General features: G+C 66.3%; 21 protein-coding genes and 1 pseudogene. 12 read left to right on the top strand and 10 right to left on the bottom strand.

The genetic code is table 11. The features are described from left to right. From N1F91_RS22905 to rplM, 6 genes are all read right to left on the bottom strand, one after another. A complete protein-coding gene (locus tag N1F91_RS22905) occupies positions 1 to 333 on the bottom strand; it encodes a hypothetical protein (RefSeq protein ID WP_289995662.1) in 333 nt (110 codons plus the stop codon). Further along, on the bottom strand, positions 334 to 1,269 hold the full coding sequence (gene argC / locus N1F91_RS22910; protein ID WP_289995663.1) for an N-acetyl-gamma-glutamyl-phosphate reductase: 936 nt from the start codon (positions 1,267 to 1,269) through the stop codon (positions 334 to 336). Between the two features lie 145 nt (positions 1,270 to 1,414). Next, the gene (speB, locus tag N1F91_RS22915) at positions 1,415 to 2,368 is read right to left on the bottom strand and encodes an agmatinase (RefSeq protein ID WP_289995664.1); all 954 of its coding nucleotides are present in this window, start codon (positions 2,366 to 2,368) and stop codon (positions 1,415 to 1,417) included. Between the two features lie 122 nt (positions 2,369 to 2,490). After that, entirely contained in the window at positions 2,491 to 3,273 is a 783-nt protein-coding gene (locus N1F91_RS22920; protein ID WP_289995665.1) for a hypothetical protein, read from the bottom strand. 259 nt (positions 3,274 to 3,532) lie between these two features. Then, a complete protein-coding gene (gene rpsI / locus N1F91_RS22925) occupies positions 3,533 to 4,015 on the bottom strand; it encodes a 30S ribosomal protein S9 (RefSeq protein WP_289995666.1) in 483 nt (160 codons plus the stop codon). Next, the gene (gene rplM / locus N1F91_RS22930) at positions 4,008 to 4,481 is read right to left on the bottom strand and encodes a 50S ribosomal protein L13 (protein WP_289995667.1); all 474 of its coding nucleotides are present in this window, start codon (positions 4,479 to 4,481) and stop codon (positions 4,008 to 4,010) included. The genes rpsI and rplM overlap by 8 nt, the downstream gene beginning before the upstream one ends. Positions 4,482 to 5,035: 554 nt before the next feature. Between rplM and N1F91_RS22935 the strand changes: the two genes are divergently transcribed. Next, on the top strand, positions 5,036 to 5,380 hold the full coding sequence (locus N1F91_RS22935) for a hypothetical protein (RefSeq protein WP_289995668.1): 345 nt from the start codon (positions 5,036 to 5,038) through the stop codon (positions 5,378 to 5,380). Between the two features lie 50 nt (positions 5,381 to 5,430). Here N1F91_RS22935 and N1F91_RS22940 read toward each other — a convergent pair whose 3' ends face one another. After that, positions 5,431 to 5,886 carry a PaaI family thioesterase gene (locus N1F91_RS22940; RefSeq protein ID WP_289995669.1) on the bottom strand — a complete coding sequence of 152 codons (456 nt, stop codon included), beginning with the start codon at positions 5,884 to 5,886 and terminating at the stop codon, positions 5,431 to 5,433. An 8-nt stretch (positions 5,887 to 5,894) separates the two neighbouring features. Next, positions 5,895 to 6,761 carry a crotonase/enoyl-CoA hydratase family protein gene (locus N1F91_RS22945; RefSeq protein WP_289995670.1) on the bottom strand — a complete coding sequence of 289 codons (867 nt, stop codon included), beginning with the start codon at positions 6,759 to 6,761 and terminating at the stop codon, positions 5,895 to 5,897. 120 nt (positions 6,762 to 6,881) lie between these two features. Between N1F91_RS22945 and N1F91_RS22950 the strand changes: the two genes are divergently transcribed. The 9 genes and pseudogenes from N1F91_RS22950 to N1F91_RS22990 form a co-directional block, all read left to right on the top strand. Then, positions 6,882 to 7,703 carry an enoyl-CoA hydratase gene (locus tag N1F91_RS22950; protein WP_289995671.1) on the top strand — a complete coding sequence of 274 codons (822 nt, stop codon included), beginning with the start codon at positions 6,882 to 6,884 and terminating at the stop codon, positions 7,701 to 7,703. Continuing rightward, positions 7,703 to 8,128: a VOC family protein gene (locus N1F91_RS22955; RefSeq protein WP_289995672.1), complete on the top strand. Its 426-nt coding sequence runs from the start codon at positions 7,703 to 7,705 to the stop codon at positions 8,126 to 8,128. Before N1F91_RS22950 ends, N1F91_RS22955 begins: the two co-directional genes overlap by 1 nt. Before the next feature lie 102 nt (positions 8,129 to 8,230). Beyond that, the gene (locus N1F91_RS22960; RefSeq protein ID WP_289995673.1) at positions 8,231 to 9,049 is read left to right on the top strand and encodes a hypothetical protein; all 819 of its coding nucleotides are present in this window, start codon (positions 8,231 to 8,233) and stop codon (positions 9,047 to 9,049) included. A gap of 27 nt (positions 9,050 to 9,076) precedes the next feature. Then, on the top strand, positions 9,077 to 9,598 hold the full coding sequence (locus tag N1F91_RS22965; protein WP_289995674.1) for a CoA-binding protein: 522 nt from the start codon (positions 9,077 to 9,079) through the stop codon (positions 9,596 to 9,598). A 157-nt stretch (positions 9,599 to 9,755) separates the two neighbouring features. Continuing rightward, complete coding sequence (locus N1F91_RS22970) at positions 9,756 to 11,039, top strand: O-acetylhomoserine aminocarboxypropyltransferase (RefSeq protein WP_289995675.1); 1,284 nt, start codon at positions 9,756 to 9,758, stop codon at positions 11,037 to 11,039. A gap of 4 nt (positions 11,040 to 11,043) precedes the next feature. Continuing rightward, entirely contained in the window at positions 11,044 to 11,388 is a 345-nt protein-coding gene (locus tag N1F91_RS22975; RefSeq protein WP_289995676.1) for a cupin domain-containing protein, read from the top strand. A 24-nt stretch (positions 11,389 to 11,412) separates the two neighbouring features. Beyond that, positions 11,413 to 11,649, top strand: coding sequence for a DUF4160 domain-containing protein (locus N1F91_RS22980; RefSeq protein WP_289995679.1), 237 nt, complete (start codon positions 11,413 to 11,415; stop codon positions 11,647 to 11,649). Then, a complete protein-coding gene (locus tag N1F91_RS22985; protein ID WP_289995680.1) occupies positions 11,630 to 11,902 on the top strand; it encodes a DUF2442 domain-containing protein in 273 nt (90 codons plus the stop codon). Before N1F91_RS22980 ends, N1F91_RS22985 begins: the two co-directional genes overlap by 20 nt. A 25-nt stretch (positions 11,903 to 11,927) precedes the next feature. Next, positions 11,928 to 12,059: pseudogene (locus N1F91_RS22990) on the top strand (GNAT family N-acetyltransferase); the annotation flags it as partial. 22 nt (positions 12,060 to 12,081) lie between these two features. On the opposite strand, the gene N1F91_RS22995 reads toward N1F91_RS22990, so the two are convergent. Both N1F91_RS22995 and blaOXA read right to left on the bottom strand, forming a co-directional pair. Continuing rightward, positions 12,082 to 13,323, bottom strand: coding sequence for a cytochrome P450 (locus N1F91_RS22995; protein WP_289995682.1), 1,242 nt, complete (start codon positions 13,321 to 13,323; stop codon positions 12,082 to 12,084). A gap of 19 nt (positions 13,324 to 13,342) precedes the next feature. Beyond that, entirely contained in the window at positions 13,343 to 14,167 is an 825-nt protein-coding gene (blaOXA, locus tag N1F91_RS23000) for a class D beta-lactamase (protein WP_289995684.1), read from the bottom strand. A gap of 120 nt (positions 14,168 to 14,287) precedes the next feature. Between blaOXA and N1F91_RS23005 the strand changes: the two genes are divergently transcribed. Then, on the top strand, positions 14,288 to 15,391 hold the full coding sequence (locus N1F91_RS23005) for an FAD-dependent oxidoreductase (protein ID WP_289995685.1): 1,104 nt from the start codon (positions 14,288 to 14,290) through the stop codon (positions 15,389 to 15,391). 139 nt (positions 15,392 to 15,530) lie between these two features. Continuing rightward, a complete protein-coding gene (locus N1F91_RS23010; protein ID WP_289995687.1) occupies positions 15,531 to 16,163 on the top strand; it encodes an ATP-dependent Clp protease proteolytic subunit in 633 nt (210 codons plus the stop codon). Positions 16,164 to 16,194 lie beyond the last annotated feature (31 nt).

Below are 16,194 nucleotides of genomic sequence, written 5' to 3' on the forward strand. Positions count from 1 at the left end.
TCAGAGCCTCGACCTGAGGGCCTGATACTGGGCAGGGCTCGTGTCGGCCATCGCCTCCGCGCGGGAGGCGGGAAGGTCGTCGTAGGAAACCGGCTCGTCGAACTGGCTGGCCGTGAGGTCGAAGCGGCGCGCGCCGACCCGGTTGTAGAAGTGCACGCCCTGCGGCGTACGCGTCTTCAGGATGTCGCCACCGAAGACGTCGTTCACCACCAGCGCGGTGACGCTGCACTGGCCGAGCGCCGGGACGTCCTTCGTCCACCTGGTCGACGTTTCGGCCGACCAGGCCGTCTCCAGCGCGTCACGAAGCGCCGGCAGGTCGCGGTAGGATCGCACTCAGGCCGCGCGGAGCATCAGGTCCATGTTCTGGACCGCGGCACCCGATGCGCCCTTGCCGAGATTGTCGAGAACGGCGACGAGGTTCGCCTGGCCCTTGCCTTCGGTGCCGAAGACGTAGAGGCGCATGCCGTCGGTGTCGTTGAGCGCCGTCGGGTCGATGCGTGCCATGGCGGCGCTGTCGGCCAGCGGCACCACGTCCACGACCGACTGCCCGGCATAGTGGGCGGCCAGCGCGGCGTGCAGGTCGGCCAGCGACGGGGCGCCGTTGAGGTCGGACAGGTGCAGCGGCAGCTGGACGATCATGCCCTGCGCGAACCGTCCGACGCTGGGCGAAAATATCGGGCGGCGCGCAAGCAGCCCGTGCGCCTGCATCTCCGGCACGTGCTTGTGCGCGAGCGTCAGCCCGTAGAGGAAGTGCGGTGCGGCGATGTGGTCGGGATTGGCCGCATCCTCCATCTGCGCGATCATCTGCTTGCCGCCGCCGGTGTAACCGGAGACCGCGTTGACGCTGACGGGATAGTCGGCAGGCAGGGTGCCTGCCTCGACCAGCGGGCGGATGAGGCCGATGGCGCCGGTGGGATAGCAGCCGGGATTGGCGACGCACCGTGCAGTGGCGATTTTCTCGCGCTGGCCGGCGGTCATCTCGGCGAAGCCGTAGGCCCAGCCGGGATGGATGCGGTGCGCCGTCGAGGTGTCGATGATGCGGGTCGAGTTCGTGCCTTCGAGCAGCGCCACGGCTTCCTTCGAGGCCTCGTCCGGCAGGCACAGGATGGCGATGTCGGCCGACTTCAGCATCTCCTCGCGCAGGGACCGGTTGCGCCGCTCCGCCTCGGGAATGGAGAGGATGTCGAGGTCGTCGCGGCTGCCGAGCCGGGTGCGGATCTGCAGGCCGGTCGTGCCGTGCTCGCCGTCGATGAAGATTTTCGGTTTCATGCCTGTCTCGCCTGAAAGATGGTGCATTCAATGGGTTGGAGTCGTGCGCGGACTCTGTCCCGGAAGGCGTTGATCAAGGCTGCGAAGTCCCTGAATCAGGACGCGAAGGTCTCCGGGCGTGCCGCCTGGGCGGATCGTCGTCGGTTCATCGCAGGCGCGCCTTCTTTTCCGCGAGCAGGCCCAGATACATCTGCGCCACCGTCGCACCCGCGATCGCCGTGATGTCGGCATGGTCGTAGGGCGGCGAGACTTCTACGATATCCGCCCCCACGATGTCGAGTTGGCCGAGCTGCCGCAGCACCGAAAAGATCTTCGCCGAGGAAGGCCCGCCCGCCACCGGGGTCCCGGTTCCCGGCGCGAAAGCCGGGTCGAGGCAGTCGATGTCGAAGGTGACGTAGGTCGGCGCGCCCGCCGTCCGTTCGAGGATTGCCGCCGCGATCTCGGCCGCCTTCATCTCCTCCAGGTCGTAGCCGTAGAGCATCCTGATGCCGCAATCTTCCGGCGCGTGGGTGCGGATGCCGATCTGGATCGACTTCGCCGGATCGATGACGCCGTCGCGCACCGCACGTCCGACGAAGGAGCCGTGGTCGATGCGCTTGCCGTCGTCGAACCAGGTGTCCTGGTGCGCGTCGAACTGCACCAGCGCCAGCGGGCCATATTTCGCCGCATGCGCCTTGAGCAGCGGCCAGGTGACGAAATGGTCGCCGCCGAGCGAGACGAGGAAGGCGCCGCCCTTGATCAGCTTCGCGGCCTCGCGCTCGATGCGGCCCGGCGTCCTGGCATGGTCGCCGGTGTCGAGCAGGCAGTCGCCATAGTCGACCACGGCGAGCTCGCCGGTGATGTCGCGATGGAAGGGGTATTGCGGATCATTGTCGAAGATCGCGGCAGCGCGGCGGATCGCCTGCGGACCGAAGCGCGCGCCCGGCCGGTTGGTCACCGCCGCATCGAAGGGGATACCCCAGACCACGGCATCCGCGCCCTTGACGTTTTTCGTGTAGCGGCGGCGCATGAAGGAGAGCGCGCCGGCATAAGTCGGATCGCCGGCGCTGCCGGTGAGCCCTTTGGCGGTGAAGGCGTAGTCGATGGTGGATGCGGGCATCTGCGCACTCCGTTGCTGCCCGCGTACCTAACCCAACGAGGCAGGCGGCTCAAGGCACCGGCGGGGGCGCATGTCGGAACGGCCGAGCCGCGAGGCGTCGTCCGGGGGAGCGCCGTGCGAAGTCAGCGATAGCCGATGACGATGTCGGGCTGATCGGCGGCGTTCCTGCGGTCCAGCGGGCTCGGATAGTCGCACCATGGTTCGCGCGGGGCGGGCCTCGCGCTGAAGCTCAGCTCGAGCGCGAGCGGGATTCCGGCCGTGGTGACCGGCGCGCAATTGTTCGCATGCACGTGAACGAGGCGCAGCCGGAACTGCTCCATGAAGCTGACGATGCGGTCGAGATGCAGGTCGACGTCATGGAACTCGATCACGACGCCGGTCAAGAGGTGCTGGTTCTCGACCAGGGCGTCCAGACAGCGGTACTCGCTGCCTTCGATGTCCATCTTCACGAAGATGTTCCTCGCCGCGATGCCGCGGATGATGTCGTCCAGGGAAAGGTAGAGCGGGCTGCCGACGAACTTGCGGACGTGGACCCGATCGGAGACGAAGAAGCGCTTGAAGTGCCGGTAGTTGCGCAGATGTTCGAAGGTTTCCTCGAGGCGGCGCCGTTTCAGGGCCTGCCAGGCCGCGCGATAGAAGAGCTTGCGGTTCACCGACCCGTCATAGGCGCGGATGGGGACCGGCGAGAGACCGTGAAAGGCGCGTTCGAACGACCAGTCGTCGCCGAGCCCGAGGGACAGGAGCAGGTCGGACCGCCGAACGTCCCCCTGCGACACCACGTAGCCGCCATCACCGTCGGAGCCGATGCGCACGAGGTCGGGGCACAGCCGGTGCCGAAAGGCGGCCGGAAGGATGGCGCGAACCGGGTCGCTGTCACCGAATGAGGCATCGGGAGGCCGCTCCACCGGTCTGCCTCCCCCTGGCTGACGGACGTCGGATGCTTGTAAGCCCGAAATGGAACCGGCGAAAGCCCGGCGAGCGTCTGTTCGTCCCCCGACGACCGCTGCATCCTCCGGTCACGGCTCGCATGAGGACCGCCCGAGGTGGACGTCCGGCATCGGGCGACAGGCCAAGTCGCGGGCTCTATCTCCAGTCGACCGCAGAAACAGAAAGAGCCCGCGCAGGGCGGGCTCTTTCCGTGCCTTCGTCGGAAGACGCTGGCGATCAGCGCTTCGAGAACTGGAACGAACGACGGGCCTTGGCCTTGCCGTACTTCTTGCGCTCGACGGTACGCGAGTCGCGGGTCAGGAAGCCGCCCTTCTTGAGCACGCCGCGCAGCGCCGGCTCGTAGTAGGTCAGTGCCTTGGAGATGCCGTGACGCACCGCGCCGGCCTGGCCCGACAGCCCGCCGCCGATGACGGTGGCGACGATGTCGTACTGGCCTTCGCGGTTGGCCGCGACGATCGGCTGGCGCAGGATCATCTGGAGCACGGGCCGCGCGAAGTAGGCGCGGTACTCCTTGTCGTTGATGACGACCTTGCCGGTGCCCGGACGGATCCAGACACGGGCGATGGCGTCCTTGCGCTTGCCGGTCGCATAGGCGCGGCCCTGGGCGTCCAGCTTCTGGACATGGACCGGGGCGGCCGGCTGGGCGTTGGTGACGCCAGTCGCGGTGCCGAGCTCGGCGAGGGAATTCAGATCAGCCATAGACCGGGGTCCTTACGTTCTTCTTGCTCATCGCGGCGACGTCGAGCGTCTCGGGGGTCTGAGCTTCGTGCGGATGGACGGCGCCCGCATAGACGCGCAGGTTCTTCATCTGGCGACGGCCGAGCGGGCCGCGCGGGATCATGCGCTCAATGGCCTTCTCGAGCACGCGCTCGGGGAAACGGCCTTCCAGCAGGTCGCGCGCCGTGCGCTCCTTGACGCCACCGGGGTGGCCGGTGTGCCAGTAATACACCTTGTCGGTGAACTTCTTGCCGGTCAGCACGACCTTGTCGGCATTGATGATGATGACGTTGTCGCCATCGTCGACGTGGGGCGTGAAGGTGGGCTTGTGCTTGCCGCGCAGGCGGTTGGCGACGACGGAGGCGAGGCGGCCGACGACGAGACCTTCGGCGTCGATCAGCACCCACTTCTTCGTCACCTCCGCAGGCTTCTGCGAAAAGGTTTTCATGGTGGTACTTTCCTGTCGAACCTTCCGTCCCGTGAAGGGCGGTAAGGCGTTTCTTGTTGCTTGCGTTGGGCGGCCGATCTGCCGGCCAACAGGAAGACGGAGGCCATGGGCTGCCGCTTCGGGGCGGTCTATAGGCGAAGCCGGACGGTCCGTCAAGCTGATCGAGGTTCAGCCGTCGCCAAAAGATCAATGAAAACATATGGATAGAGTTACGGTATTATTTTACCGCACATTCCCCTTTTTCGCGCAGGCGCTGGCGCGATGCGGGGCGACATGAATAGGTGTGAAAGCCTTGCCAATCCACGCAGTATCGCTCGATATCGGGGCGCGTATGCCAGCCATTTATACGCGTATTGCCGAAGAATGTGAAAAACATCACTTTCAAGAATGATGCAGCGGGGCGTGAACTATTTCACAATACCGAAAAAAATACTTCGATGAACGAAAAATGAATGCGTTGATCAGTTCGGGTTCAGATCGGTGGCAGTAGAACGGTTGGCATTGGGGCAAGCAACCAACCAGACCTGAAACCCGAAACCTGAAAGGAAACGACCATGACCATCCGCAACACCCTCATCGCCGCCTCCACCGCCGCTCTCGTCCTGGCCGCCGGCTCGGCCAGCTTCGCCGGCAAGTTCGTCGCCATGCCGGCCTCGAAGGGCGGCGCGTCCATCAATTGCTCCATCCCCAACAACGTGGTCTGCACGATCTCCAGCGCCAAGGGCGTGAAGTCGGTCAAGATCAGTGCCAGCGGCCCGAACGGCGCCTTCGACCTCGTCAACAAGAGCTACCGCAGCTGTCCCAAGCAGGTGAAGGTCTTCTGGGACTCCGCCTATCAGGGCAACAGCACCCAGATCGTCGAGTGCTCTTCCTCGATGGGCTTCAAGGCCGCCAACTGACCGGCAGCAATGCCGGCAGGAACGGGCTCCGCGCCATGCGCGGGGCCCTTTCAGCGTTTCGGCGGGATCGAATAGGTGCCCGTCGCGTGGGCGACCGTCAGGCGGTCCGGGCCGGCGACGATGTCGATGTCGAAGACCATCAGGCTGCGTCCGAGCTTGATGATGCGGCAATGGCCGTCGATCGGGCCAGGCTCGGCCTTGCGCACGAAGTTGATGTTGAGGTTCGTCGTCACCGACAGCGCGTCCGGGCCGGCATGCGAGAGCACGCAGACATAGCCGCCGATGTCGGCCAGAGTGAACAGGCACGGTCCCGATACCGTGCCGCCTGGGCGGACATGCCGCTCGTTGGCGTTCAGCCGGACCGTGCACCCGCCCGGGAAGACGTCGGTTGCGACATAGTCGGCATATTCGCCATTGAGCTGCGGGTAGACCGACAGCATCAGCCGGTTGACCTCCTCGGTCGTCAGCATCGGCGTCGGTGCGCTGCTCTTATTCCTTGCGTCCATCGCCGTCCTCATCCCTTCGGCGCGTTGATTGGCCGGTTCTGCGTCCAGTCGAAGGTGCCGAGGTCGCGCTCGCGCACCGCGTGCTTCCAGCCCATCGCCTCGGCGCGATGCTTGAAGTTCAGCCCCTCCGGCGAATGCCGCGTGATGCCGTCGAACAGGGTCGCGAACATCTGCGTCTGTTTCAAGCCCATCGCTTCGATCGCCTGATTGACGACGAGCTTCTGCATCATCAGCTGGTTGACCGGAACGCCGGCCATGCGTTCGGCCAGCCGCTCGACTTCGGCGTCAAGGTCTGCGGCCGGAACCGATTTCAGGACGAGCCCCATCGCTTCGGCTTCCTTGCCCTTCACCTTGTCTCCGGTGAACAGCATGCGCTTGGCGCGTTCCGGCCCCAGCCTGTAGACCCACATGGCCGTCGTCGGGCAGCCCCAGACGCGGATCGGCATGTAGCCGATTTCGGCGTCGTCGGCCATGACGATCATGTCGGAACACAGCGCGATGTCCGAGCCGCCCGCCACCGCGAAACCGTGCACCTTGGCGATCACCGGCCGATTGCTGCGCCACAGCGACATGAAGAGATCCGTGTTGCGCATCATGAAGGCATAGTCCTGCATCGGGTCCCAAGGCATGTCCTGCGTCATGGCGTTGCCGGCGCCGCTGTCCTGCTCGGCATAATAGGCAAGGTCGTAGCCGGCGCAGAAGGCGCGGCCGGCGCCCGACAGGATGATGACATGGACGCCGGCGTCGGCGTTTGCCCGCGCGACGCAGTCGGCGAGCTCGACCGGCAGGTCGTCGTCGATGGCGTTCAGCACGTCGGGGCGGTTGAGGGTGATCCGGGCGATCCGCCCGTCTTTCTCGTACAGGACCCTTGGCACGAATTCCTCCCGTGTTCCGTTTCCGTAAACGTCAACCAATCTGTCCCATTTCCGGGCTTTCCTTCAACCGGCGCCGTGATAGTTCTCTTGGTCCAGGGAAGACGCGTCGAGGAAAATGCGATGGCCGAGGTGGTGGCACTGAAACGTTCCGAGGTCGAGGGGCCGGTTCATGCCAGCCTGTCGGGCGGGATCCTGACGCTGACGCTCGCCAACCCGCCGGCCAATGCCCTGTCGATCGCGACGATGGAGGCGCTGCAGGCCGCGCTCGACCGCGCGCGCGACGACGACGCCGTCCGCGTGGTGGTGCTGGCCGCGACCGGCAAGGTGTTCTGCGCCGGCCACGACCTGAAGGAGCTGACCGCGCACCGGGCCGACGCCGATCGCGGCCGGGCCTTCTACGAGAAGACGATGCGGCTCTGCGCCGGCGTCATGCAGTCGATCGTGCGGCTGCCCAAGCCCGTCATCGCCGAGGTGGCAGGCACCGCCACCGCCGCCGGCTGCCAGCTGGTGGCCAGCTGCGATCTGGCCGTCTCGACCACCGAGGCGATGTTTGCCACGCCCGGCGTCAACATCGGCCTGTTCTGCTCGACCCCGATGGTGGCGCTGTCGCGCAACGTCTCGCGCAAGCATGCCATGGAGATGCTGCTGACCGGCGAGATGATCGACGCGACGACCGCTCGCGAATTCGGCCTCGTCAACCGCGTCGTGCCGCCGGAGTACCTGAATCAGATCGTGCGCAAATACGCCGAAACCATTGTTTCCAAATCGCCCCTGACGCTGAAGATCGGCAAGGAGGCCTTCTATGCGCAGGCCGAGATGGGCCTGTCGGATGCCTACGACTACGCCGTGCAGGTGATGGTCGAGAACATGATGGCGCGCGACGCCGAGGAAGGCATCAAGGCCTTCGTGGAGAAGCGCAAGCCGGAGTGGACGGGGGAGTGATGGAGCCGCGCCTCTCGATCGTCACGCTGGGCGTCGACGATCTCGACCGCGCGGCCCGTTTCTACGAGGCCATGGGGCTGACGCGCCACGCCGGCATCACGGATGGCGTGGCCTTCTTCCAGATGGGCGGGATCGTCCTGTCGCTGTTTCCGCGCCGGGAACTGGCGAAGGACGCCGGGGTGGATTCATTGGCTTCGGGCTTTTCGGGCATCGCGCTCGCCTACAACACCCGCTCGGAGGCAGAGGTCGACGCCGTGCTGCAGCAGGCTGTCGAAGCCGGCGGAACGATCGTCCGGCCGGCGGGCCGCGCCTTCTGGGGCGGGCGGACGGGCTATTTCGCCGACACGGAGGGCCACCTCTGGGAGGTCGCGCACAATCCGGCCTTCCCGATCGCCGAGGATGGGACGATCAGGCTGCCCGAATAATCCGGCGGTCGCCGAAACGCCCCGGATCCGCCCGCTTGTCGCCAAGGCGGCGCCGATCTCGTCGCTATCATCGCAACGGGCAACGATGGGTGGACCGCGACGATGGCGAGACTGGCGACGCTGGCCCTTGCGGGTTGGTTGGCAGGGGCGGGAGGCGCCGCCGCGCAGACGGTGCACCACGAAAGCCTCGACCCGCCGCTTTATCCCGAGATCGTCCTCGATACCGACGACAGCTTTTCCGCCGACGCGGACCTGAGCGAATTCCGCCGCGCATTGGCGGAGGCTGCGGGCTATCGATGGGGGAAGGCGCTCGATCCCGAGGCCGTCGTTCCATTCCTCGCAGACGACGTCGAATTCTTCGTAGGGCAGAAGGGCAGGAGCTATCGCGAGGAGTTCGTGTCGCTGGGCCTCCATCCCGCCCGCAGGGTTCTGGAGATGGCGGGACGCATGTCGCGCGCCAGCGACAGTGCCGACCCGAGCGTTCACAGCCGCTATGGTCTGCATGTGCTGGAGAAGCTCGTCACGGAGCCGACGGTGGGCCGCACCCCATGGCTCGACGGCCGCATCTGCACCGCGAGCTATGGCCGCATCTCGTGGCCCGACTGGATCGCGCTCGACGGCAAGCTGCGCTTCATCGACCGCGAGCACTGGCGCATCGCGAGCGTCGTCGGACCCGACGGCGACGGGGGCCGGCCGACGGGCGACTGGCCGAAGCGCTACCAGATGGTTCCGGTGTCGCCCGAGCAGAAGCGCTCCGGCGGCTCGCTGGGGATCATTGCGCCGCAAGGGGGCGTGATCTGCTTCCGCGTCTTCTATGGTCCCGACGCGAGCCACTTCGCGCACTACCTCAACTCCCACCTCTGCTTCGAAAGGCGCGACGGCGCATGGACGGTGACCGCGATTGCGCTCAGGCTTGATTGAGCATCGCGATTCCGGCACAGGAAGCGCATGAACCACGATGCCTATGACGACGCCTATATCTCCGGGATCCTGCACGAGACGCGCACCATCGCGGTGGTCGGCGCCTCGGCCAACGACGTGCGGCCCTCGTTCTTCGTGACGAAATACCTGATCGACAAGGGCTACACCGTCTACCCGATCAATCCCGGCCAGGCCGGCAAGGAGATCCTCGGCCGGCCCGTCTTCGCGCGGCTGGCCGACGTGCCGGAGCCGATCGACATGGTCGACGTGTTCCGCGCCTCGGACGCGGCGCCCGGCGTCGTCGACGAAGCGCTGGCGCTCGACCCGCTGCCCAAGGTGATCTGGCTGCAGCTCGGCGTGCGCAACGACGTGGCGGCGCAGAAGGCGGAGGAAGCGGGCGTCAAGGTGGTCATGAACCGCTGCCCGAAGATCGAATACGGCCGCATGTCGGGCGAGATCGGCTGGAACGGCGTCAACAGCCGCATGATTTCGTCGAAGAAACCGGTCATGCGCGCCGGCTTCCAGAGCTTCGGCATCCGCAAGCGCTGAAGAAACGGACGATTTCGCCCCGCCGCCGTCGCTGCGCGCAACGGTTTTTCGCTGCTCGCACGCAGTTTGCACGATTCCCCTTTGATTTCGCGAACGCCCTTTGCGAAAACCCCCGCAACGACAATCCGCTGCCATCCGCAGCCTGGGAGGACACGACATGACACAGCGCACGCCCGGTTTCGACACGCTCGCCATCCACGCGGGCGCCCAGCCCGACCCCGCGACCGGCGCCCGCGCCACGCCGATCTACCAGACCACGTCCTTCGTCTTCGACGACGCCGACCACGCCGCCTCGCTGTTCGGGCTGAAGGCCTTCGGCAACATCTATACCCGCATCATGAACCCGACGACGGCCGTACTCGAGGAGCGCGTCGCCGCGCTGGAAGGCGGCACCGCGGCCCTCGCCACGGCGTCGGGCCATGCCGCCCAGCTCCTCGTCTTCCACACGCTCATGCAGCCGGGCGCCAACTTCGTGGCGGCGAACAAGCTCTATGGCGGCTCGATCAACCAGTTCGGCCATGCCTTCAAGAACTTCGACTGGCGCGTGCGCTGGGCCGACGCCGGTGACCCGGCCTCGTTCGAGGCGCAGATCGACGGCGACACCCGCGCGATCTTCGTCGAGAGCCTGGCCAATCCCGGCGGCACCTTCGTCGACATCGAGAAGATCGGCGACGTGGCGCGCAAGCACGGCCTGCCGCTGATCGTCGACAACACCATGGCCTCGCCCTACCTGCTGCGCCCGATCGAGCATGGTGCGGACGTCGTGATCCATTCGCTGACCAAGTTCCTCGGCGGCCACGGCAACTCCATGGGCGGCGCCATCGTCGACGGCGGCACCTTCGACTGGTCGAAGAGCGGCAACTATCCGATGCTGTCGCAGCCGCGGCCCGAATATGCCGGCCTCGTCCTGCACGAGACCTTCGGCAACTTCGCCTTCGCCATTGCCTGCCGCGTGCTCGGGCTGCGCGATTTCGGCCCGTCGATCTCGCCCTTCAACGCCTTCATGATCCTGCAGGGCATCGAGACCCTGTCGCTCAGGATGCAGCGCCACTGCGAGAATGCGCTGAAGGTGGCGACCTGGCTGAAGCAGCACCCGAAGGTCGCGTGGGTCTCCTATCCCGGCCTCGCCGACGATCCGAACCACGCGATGATGAAGAAGTATTCGCCGAATGGCGCCGGCGCCGTGTTCACCTTCGGTCTGACCGGCGGCTACGAGGCGGGCGTCAAGGTGGTCGAGGGCGTCGAACTCTTCTCGCATCTGGCCAACATCGGCGACGTGCGCTCGCTGATCATCCACCCGGCCTCCACCACCCACCGCCAGCTGACCGACGAGCAGAAGGTCGCGGCCGGCGCCGGCCCGGACACCATCCGCCTGTCGGTCGGCATCGAGGATGCGCAGGACATCATCGCCGACCTGGAGCAGGCGCTGGCGAAGGCCTGAGCCGGTGGCGCTGTTTGCGGCCATCGACATCGAAGGCGTGCAGCCGGAAGAGGGCGCTCCGGCGCCCGACCGGCTGATCGCGGGAGCCCCGCGCTTCACCACCTGGAACGCCGAGGAGGCCGACGGCGGCCTCTATGCCGGCATCTGGGAGGCGACGCCGGGCAAGTGGCGCATCGTCTACGACGAGTGGGAATTCTGCCACATCCTCTCCGGCGTCTCGGTGATCGCCGAGGACGGCGGCGCGGCCCGCACGGTCAAGGCCGGCGACAGCTTCGTGCTCAGGCCGGGGTTCAGGGGGACGTGGGAAGTGGTTGAAACGACTCGCAAGGAGTATGTGATCCGAGTGTAGGATCGGCTAGGCGGGGAGGTAGACGTGCCTACCATTTTGCGCGATGGCGGCTATCGGTTCTTTTTCTTCAGCCGAAAAGATGACGAGCCGCCGCATATCCACGTCGAGCATGGTGACAAGCTCGCGAAGTTCTGGCTCGACCCGGTCGAGCTCGCCTCCGCAAGACGTTTTCGAACGCACGAACTTGGAGCATTGCGCCTGGTGGTGATAGAGTATCGTGAGCGCTTTCTGGAGGCTTGGGATGAACATTTTGGCGACTGACGACACCGCGAAGGCTGTCGATGTCAGCGTGTCGGACATGAGTCTGAAAGTCAGCCTCGACGACGGCCGCGAGATCTCCGTTCCGCTCGATTGGTTTCCCCGCCTGCGCGATGCCACGCCGTCCCAACGCGCCAACTGGCGCCTGATTGGAACGGGTGAAGGCATGCACTGGCCTGACGTCGACGAGGACATCTCCGTCGCCGGGCTGCTGCGGGGGCGCATGTCCGGGCGTTCGAAGACACGCGCTGCTTGATTACCTTCGGGCAAGCATGCTTCCGTTGGTCCATGCGAAGGACGATGCCGCCAGGCGCTTCTATCTTCGCTGTGCAGAATTCATCGAGTACCCCGAAGACAGCCGGACGCTGTTCCTGCCGATCGAAACCGTCGTCGCTGAGTACAGCCCGAACTGAACGGACGTGCCGCGCTCCGCTGTCACCAGCGAGCCGCCAGCCGCTCCAGCCCGTGAAAATGGTAGGTCTCCCGGTAGACGGGCTCTTCGGCCAAGGCCAGCTTCGGCAGCCGCTCGAACAGGACCTTGAGCGCGATCTCCATCTCCAGCCGCGCCAGCGGCGCGCCGATGCAGAAGTGAATGCCGGCCCCCAGTGACACGTTCTTCTGATCGGTGCGCGCGGGGTCGAAGCTGTGGGGCTCCGAGAAGGCCTTCGGATCGCGGTTGGCCGCGCCGAGCAGCAGTCCGATCTGCTCCCCGGGCTTCACCACGACGCCCGGTTCGATCTCGACAGCCTGGTAGGCATAGCGGCGGAACATGTGCAGGGGCGCGTCGTGGCGCAGGCATTCCTCGACGGTGGCTGCAACGGTGCGCTGGTCGCCGAAGAACCGACGCGGATCGCCGCCCTGGTGCAGGATCGCGCGAATGGCGTTGCCGGTCTGGTGAACGGTCGCTTCGTGGCCCGCGTTCAGGAGCTGGATGGCCGACGCCGTCAGCTCCGCGTCCGACAGCCTGTCGCCGCCGTCGCGCGCCGCGATCAGCACGCTGAGCAGATCGTCTCCGGGGGATTTTCGGCGTTCCTCGACATAGCCTTCGAGGAAGCCGGCGAATTCGCGCGCCGCCTCGTTGGCGCGCACTTCGACCTCGCGGGTCCGGCCGAACATGTGCATGGCGACCATGTCGTGCGACCATTTCAGCAACTGGTCGTTCATGCTGGTCGGAACGCCGAGCATCTCGGCGATCACCGTGATCGGCACCGGCGTCGCGAACGCGGGAAGGAGATCGGCCTCTCCATTCGCCTCGATGCGATCGATCAGGGCGTGCGACAGGCGCTCGATCATCGGCCGTAGGCGCTCGACCTGGCGCGAGACGAAGGCACGGTTGACCAGCGTGCGCAGCCGCGTGTGCGCGGGCGGCTCGAGTTCGAGCATCGAATGCGTGGCGAACGCATCATAATCGACAAGATGATCGCGCGGGCCGGCATAGCCGTCCTCGGGCGCGCCCTCGGGCTTCTCGCGGCCGAAACGCCGGTCACGCAGCAGGCGGTTGACGTCGTCATATCCGGCAAAGCACCAGAAGCCGTATTCTTCCCAGAAGAAGGTCGGCGCCTTCGCGTGCAGGGACGCGTAAGCCGTATAGGGATCCTGCACGAAGACCGGATCGTGCGGCGAAAGATGCAGGTGCCTGGTCTCAGGATCGAGCGAAAATGCGGCTTGTCTGGTCATGGCTTTGCCTTCGAACTCCTCAGTCATTGGCCGGTGCGCCGATCGATCCGGCAAGACGGGACCAGTCGGCGATGAAGGCGTCGCGGGTGCGCGGGCCCGGCGAACCCTTCCCCGCGCTCTCGTCCTGGTCCAGCCGCGCGAAGACGACGCGGCGTCCGTCGCGTTCGGCCCAGCCGACGAACCACCCCCAGCCGCGCGTCCGGTCGAAGGAGCCGTCCGCACGACGGGGATAAGCCCCTCCGGTCTTGCCGTGCAGCATCCATCCATCCGGAAGCGCCCGCTGCTCGAGAAGCGAGGCCGCCTTGTCCATGGCCTGCGCCGACACCGGGAGCGTCCGGCTGACGAGGCGCGCGAGGAAGGCGACCTGTTCGTCCGGTGAAATCTGGAGCGAAGACGCGATCCAGCTGCGCTCGAGGCCGTTGTCCTGCCCCGGATCGCCGGAGAAATCGGCATTGCCATAGGAGAATGCCCGCCCGTAGCGCGCCAGTCCTTCCGCGCCGAGGCGGATCGCGATCTGCTGCGAGTACCAGACGACCGAGTGCTTCATCCATCCCGCCGGATCGGTCGGCTGCCGCCATGCCGCGCCGCTCCAGTCGACATAGCCCGCCCTGTAAGGCCAGGCGGGCGAATGAGCGTCGGTCAGGATGCCGGCATCGTAGGCCATCACGGCGAGCGCGACCTTGAAGGTGGAGGCAGGCGTCGCGCGGACGTCGCAGGTCCCTTCCGCGAGCAGCGCCGCCCCGGTGTCAGGCCGGGCGATCACCGTGCATATTGTCCTCGCCGCCGAAGGCTGCGAAAGAAGCGTCATCGCGAGCGTCAAGGCTGCGGCGGCGACACGTCTCATCCCGATCTTCTCCTTGATCTCTTCGGCTCCGGTGGACCACAACGCGGATCGGAATGGAAGTCGCGGTCGCACCTCGGCCGGCTCGGCCCCCGCCTCCGGGCACGGATTGGAGAACGGACAATGGACGTCATCATCGTCGGCGCGGGCATCGCCGGTCTTTCCGCCGCCTGGTCGCTCGTCAAGCGCGGCCATGCCGTGACCCTGGTGGAGCAGGGGCCGATCCCCAACCCTCAGGCGGCCTCGGGCGACCATCACCGCATCATCCGCCGCGCCTACCCCTCCGCCACCGGCTACGGCCGGGCGATCACCGAGGCCTACGCGGCTTGGGACGACGTCTGGGCCGACCTCGGCGAGAGCCATCTCGACGCCCGCGGCTTCCTGTGCGTCTCGCGCGAACCGGGCGACGAGGCCGAGGACTATCTCGAAGGGCTGAAGGCGGGGGGATTTCCGTTCGAACTGCTGGCTCCGGACGACGCGGCGCGGCGCTGGCCGTTCCTCGACGCGGCGTCCATGCGCTACGCCTATGTCTCGCCCGAAGGCGGCGCGCTGCATTGCCGGCGCATCGCCGAAGGGCTCGTGGCATGGCTGAGGGCCAAGGGCGCGACCGTGCTTGAAGATACCCGCGTGGCGGCGGTGGAGGCGGAGACCGGCTCGGTCATGCTGGCCGACGGGCGCAGGCTGTCGGCGGACCGTGTCGTCGTCACCGCAGGCGCGTGGGTCACCGAGCTGTTTCCAGACCTCGCCTCGGATCTCGCCACCTATCGTACGGCCGTGGTCTACCTCGATCCGCCGGCCGACCTGAAGGCGGCCTGGGAGGATGCGCCGGTGATCCTCGACGTCGGCGGCCGGACCGATGGCTACATCATCCCGCCGTCCGGGCAGGGCGGGCTGAAATTCGGGTCCGGCCTGCACAAGTTCGCCTCCGCCGACGCGGACGCGCACCGCCTGCCGGTGGCGGGCGAGGGCGAGGCGATCCGCGATCTGTTCGCGCCGCCGATGGTGCGGATCGGGGAGTACCGCGTCGAGGCCGTCGTGACCTGCGCCTACACCTTCACCGCAGACGAACGGTTCTTTGCCACCGAACGGGGCCGTTGCCTCGTCGTCTCGGCCTGTTCCGGACACGGCTACAAGTTCGGCGCGGCCGTCGGGCGCCGGGTGGCGGCGCATGTCGAGACCCCGGACCTGCCGGGCCTCGTTTCGTGGCTTCGCGCCGAGGCGGCGTAAACCATTTCCACGCTTTCGGTCCCCGACCATCGCGGGACCCTTGCGCTGCCCCGATTCCCCACCTTATCTAGCACCAACCTGTCCCTTGCCGATTCTGCGGTTTCATGCGCCCGAATCGATTCCACGAAGGAAACGTCCCATGCGAAATCCCGTCGAAACCGCGATGAACCTCGTCCCCATGGTCGTCGAACAGACGAACCGCGGCGAGCGCGCCTACGACATCTTCTCGCGCCTCCTCAAGGAGCGCATCATCTTCATCACGGGTCCGATCGAGGACGGCATGGCGACGCTGGTCTGCGCCCAGCTTCTCTTCCTCGAGGCCGAGAACCCGAAGAAGGAGATCTCGCTCTACATCAATTCGCCGGGTGGCATCGTGACGAGCGGCATGGCGATCTACGACACCATGCAGTTCATCAAGCCGGCGGTGGCGACGCTGTGCATCGGCCAGGCCGCCTCGATGGGTTCGCTGCTCCTTTGCGCGGGTCACAAGGACATGCGCTTCGCCACGCCGAACGCGCGCATCATGGTGCACCAGCCGTCCGGCGGCTTCTCGGGCCAGGCATCCGACATCGAACGCCATGCGCAGGACATCATCAAGCTGAAGCGCCGCCTCAACGAGGTCTATGTCCAGCACACCGGGCAGGATTACGAGACGATCGAGCGCACGCTTGATCGCGACCATTTCATGACGTCCGACGAGGCGCAGGCCTTCGGGCTGATCGACAAGGTCATCTCGACCCGCGAGGCCCTCGAGGGTCCTTCCGCGGCGTGAGGAAGGCTTTCCACAGCCCTTTGATGGCAAT

Source organism: Aquibium sp. ELW1220 (assembly GCF_030398385.1).
Lineage (GTDB): Bacteria > Pseudomonadota > Alphaproteobacteria > Rhizobiales > Rhizobiaceae > Aquibium.

Bases quoted from the DNA above. Each gene is read 5' to 3' on its own strand.
- argC (WP_289995663.1), bottom strand. From the start codon at position 1,269: ATGAAACCGAAAATCTTCATCGACGGCGAGCACGGCACGACCGGCCTG.
- speB (WP_289995664.1), bottom strand. From the start codon at position 2,368: ATGCCCGCATCCACCATCGACTACGCCTTCACCGCCAAAGGGCTCACC.
- rpsI (WP_289995666.1), bottom strand. From the start codon at position 4,015: ATGGCTGATCTGAATTCCCTCGCCGAGCTCGGCACCGCGACTGGCGTC.
- rplM (WP_289995667.1), bottom strand. From the start codon at position 4,481: ATGAAAACCTTTTCGCAGAAGCCTGCGGAGGTGACGAAGAAGTGGGTG.
- N1F91_RS22935 (WP_289995668.1), top strand. From the start codon at position 5,036: ATGACCATCCGCAACACCCTCATCGCCGCCTCCACCGCCGCTCTCGTC.
- N1F91_RS22940 (WP_289995669.1), bottom strand. From the start codon at position 5,886: ATGGACGCAAGGAATAAGAGCAGCGCACCGACGCCGATGCTGACGACC.
- N1F91_RS22950 (WP_289995671.1), top strand. From the start codon at position 6,882: ATGGCCGAGGTGGTGGCACTGAAACGTTCCGAGGTCGAGGGGCCGGTT.
- N1F91_RS22955 (WP_289995672.1), top strand. From the start codon at position 7,703: ATGGAGCCGCGCCTCTCGATCGTCACGCTGGGCGTCGACGATCTCGAC.
- N1F91_RS22960 (WP_289995673.1), top strand. From the start codon at position 8,231: ATGGCGAGACTGGCGACGCTGGCCCTTGCGGGTTGGTTGGCAGGGGCG.
- N1F91_RS22965 (WP_289995674.1), top strand. From the start codon at position 9,077: ATGAACCACGATGCCTATGACGACGCCTATATCTCCGGGATCCTGCAC.
- N1F91_RS22970 (WP_289995675.1), top strand. From the start codon at position 9,756: ATGACACAGCGCACGCCCGGTTTCGACACGCTCGCCATCCACGCGGGC.
- N1F91_RS22985 (WP_289995680.1), top strand. From the start codon at position 11,630: ATGAACATTTTGGCGACTGACGACACCGCGAAGGCTGTCGATGTCAGC.
- N1F91_RS22995 (WP_289995682.1), bottom strand. From the start codon at position 13,323: ATGACCAGACAAGCCGCATTTTCGCTCGATCCTGAGACCAGGCACCTG.
- blaOXA (WP_289995684.1), bottom strand. From the start codon at position 14,167: ATGAGACGTGTCGCCGCCGCAGCCTTGACGCTCGCGATGACGCTTCTT.
- N1F91_RS23005 (WP_289995685.1), top strand. From the start codon at position 14,288: ATGGACGTCATCATCGTCGGCGCGGGCATCGCCGGTCTTTCCGCCGCC.
- N1F91_RS23010 (WP_289995687.1), top strand. From the start codon at position 15,531: ATGCGAAATCCCGTCGAAACCGCGATGAACCTCGTCCCCATGGTCGTC.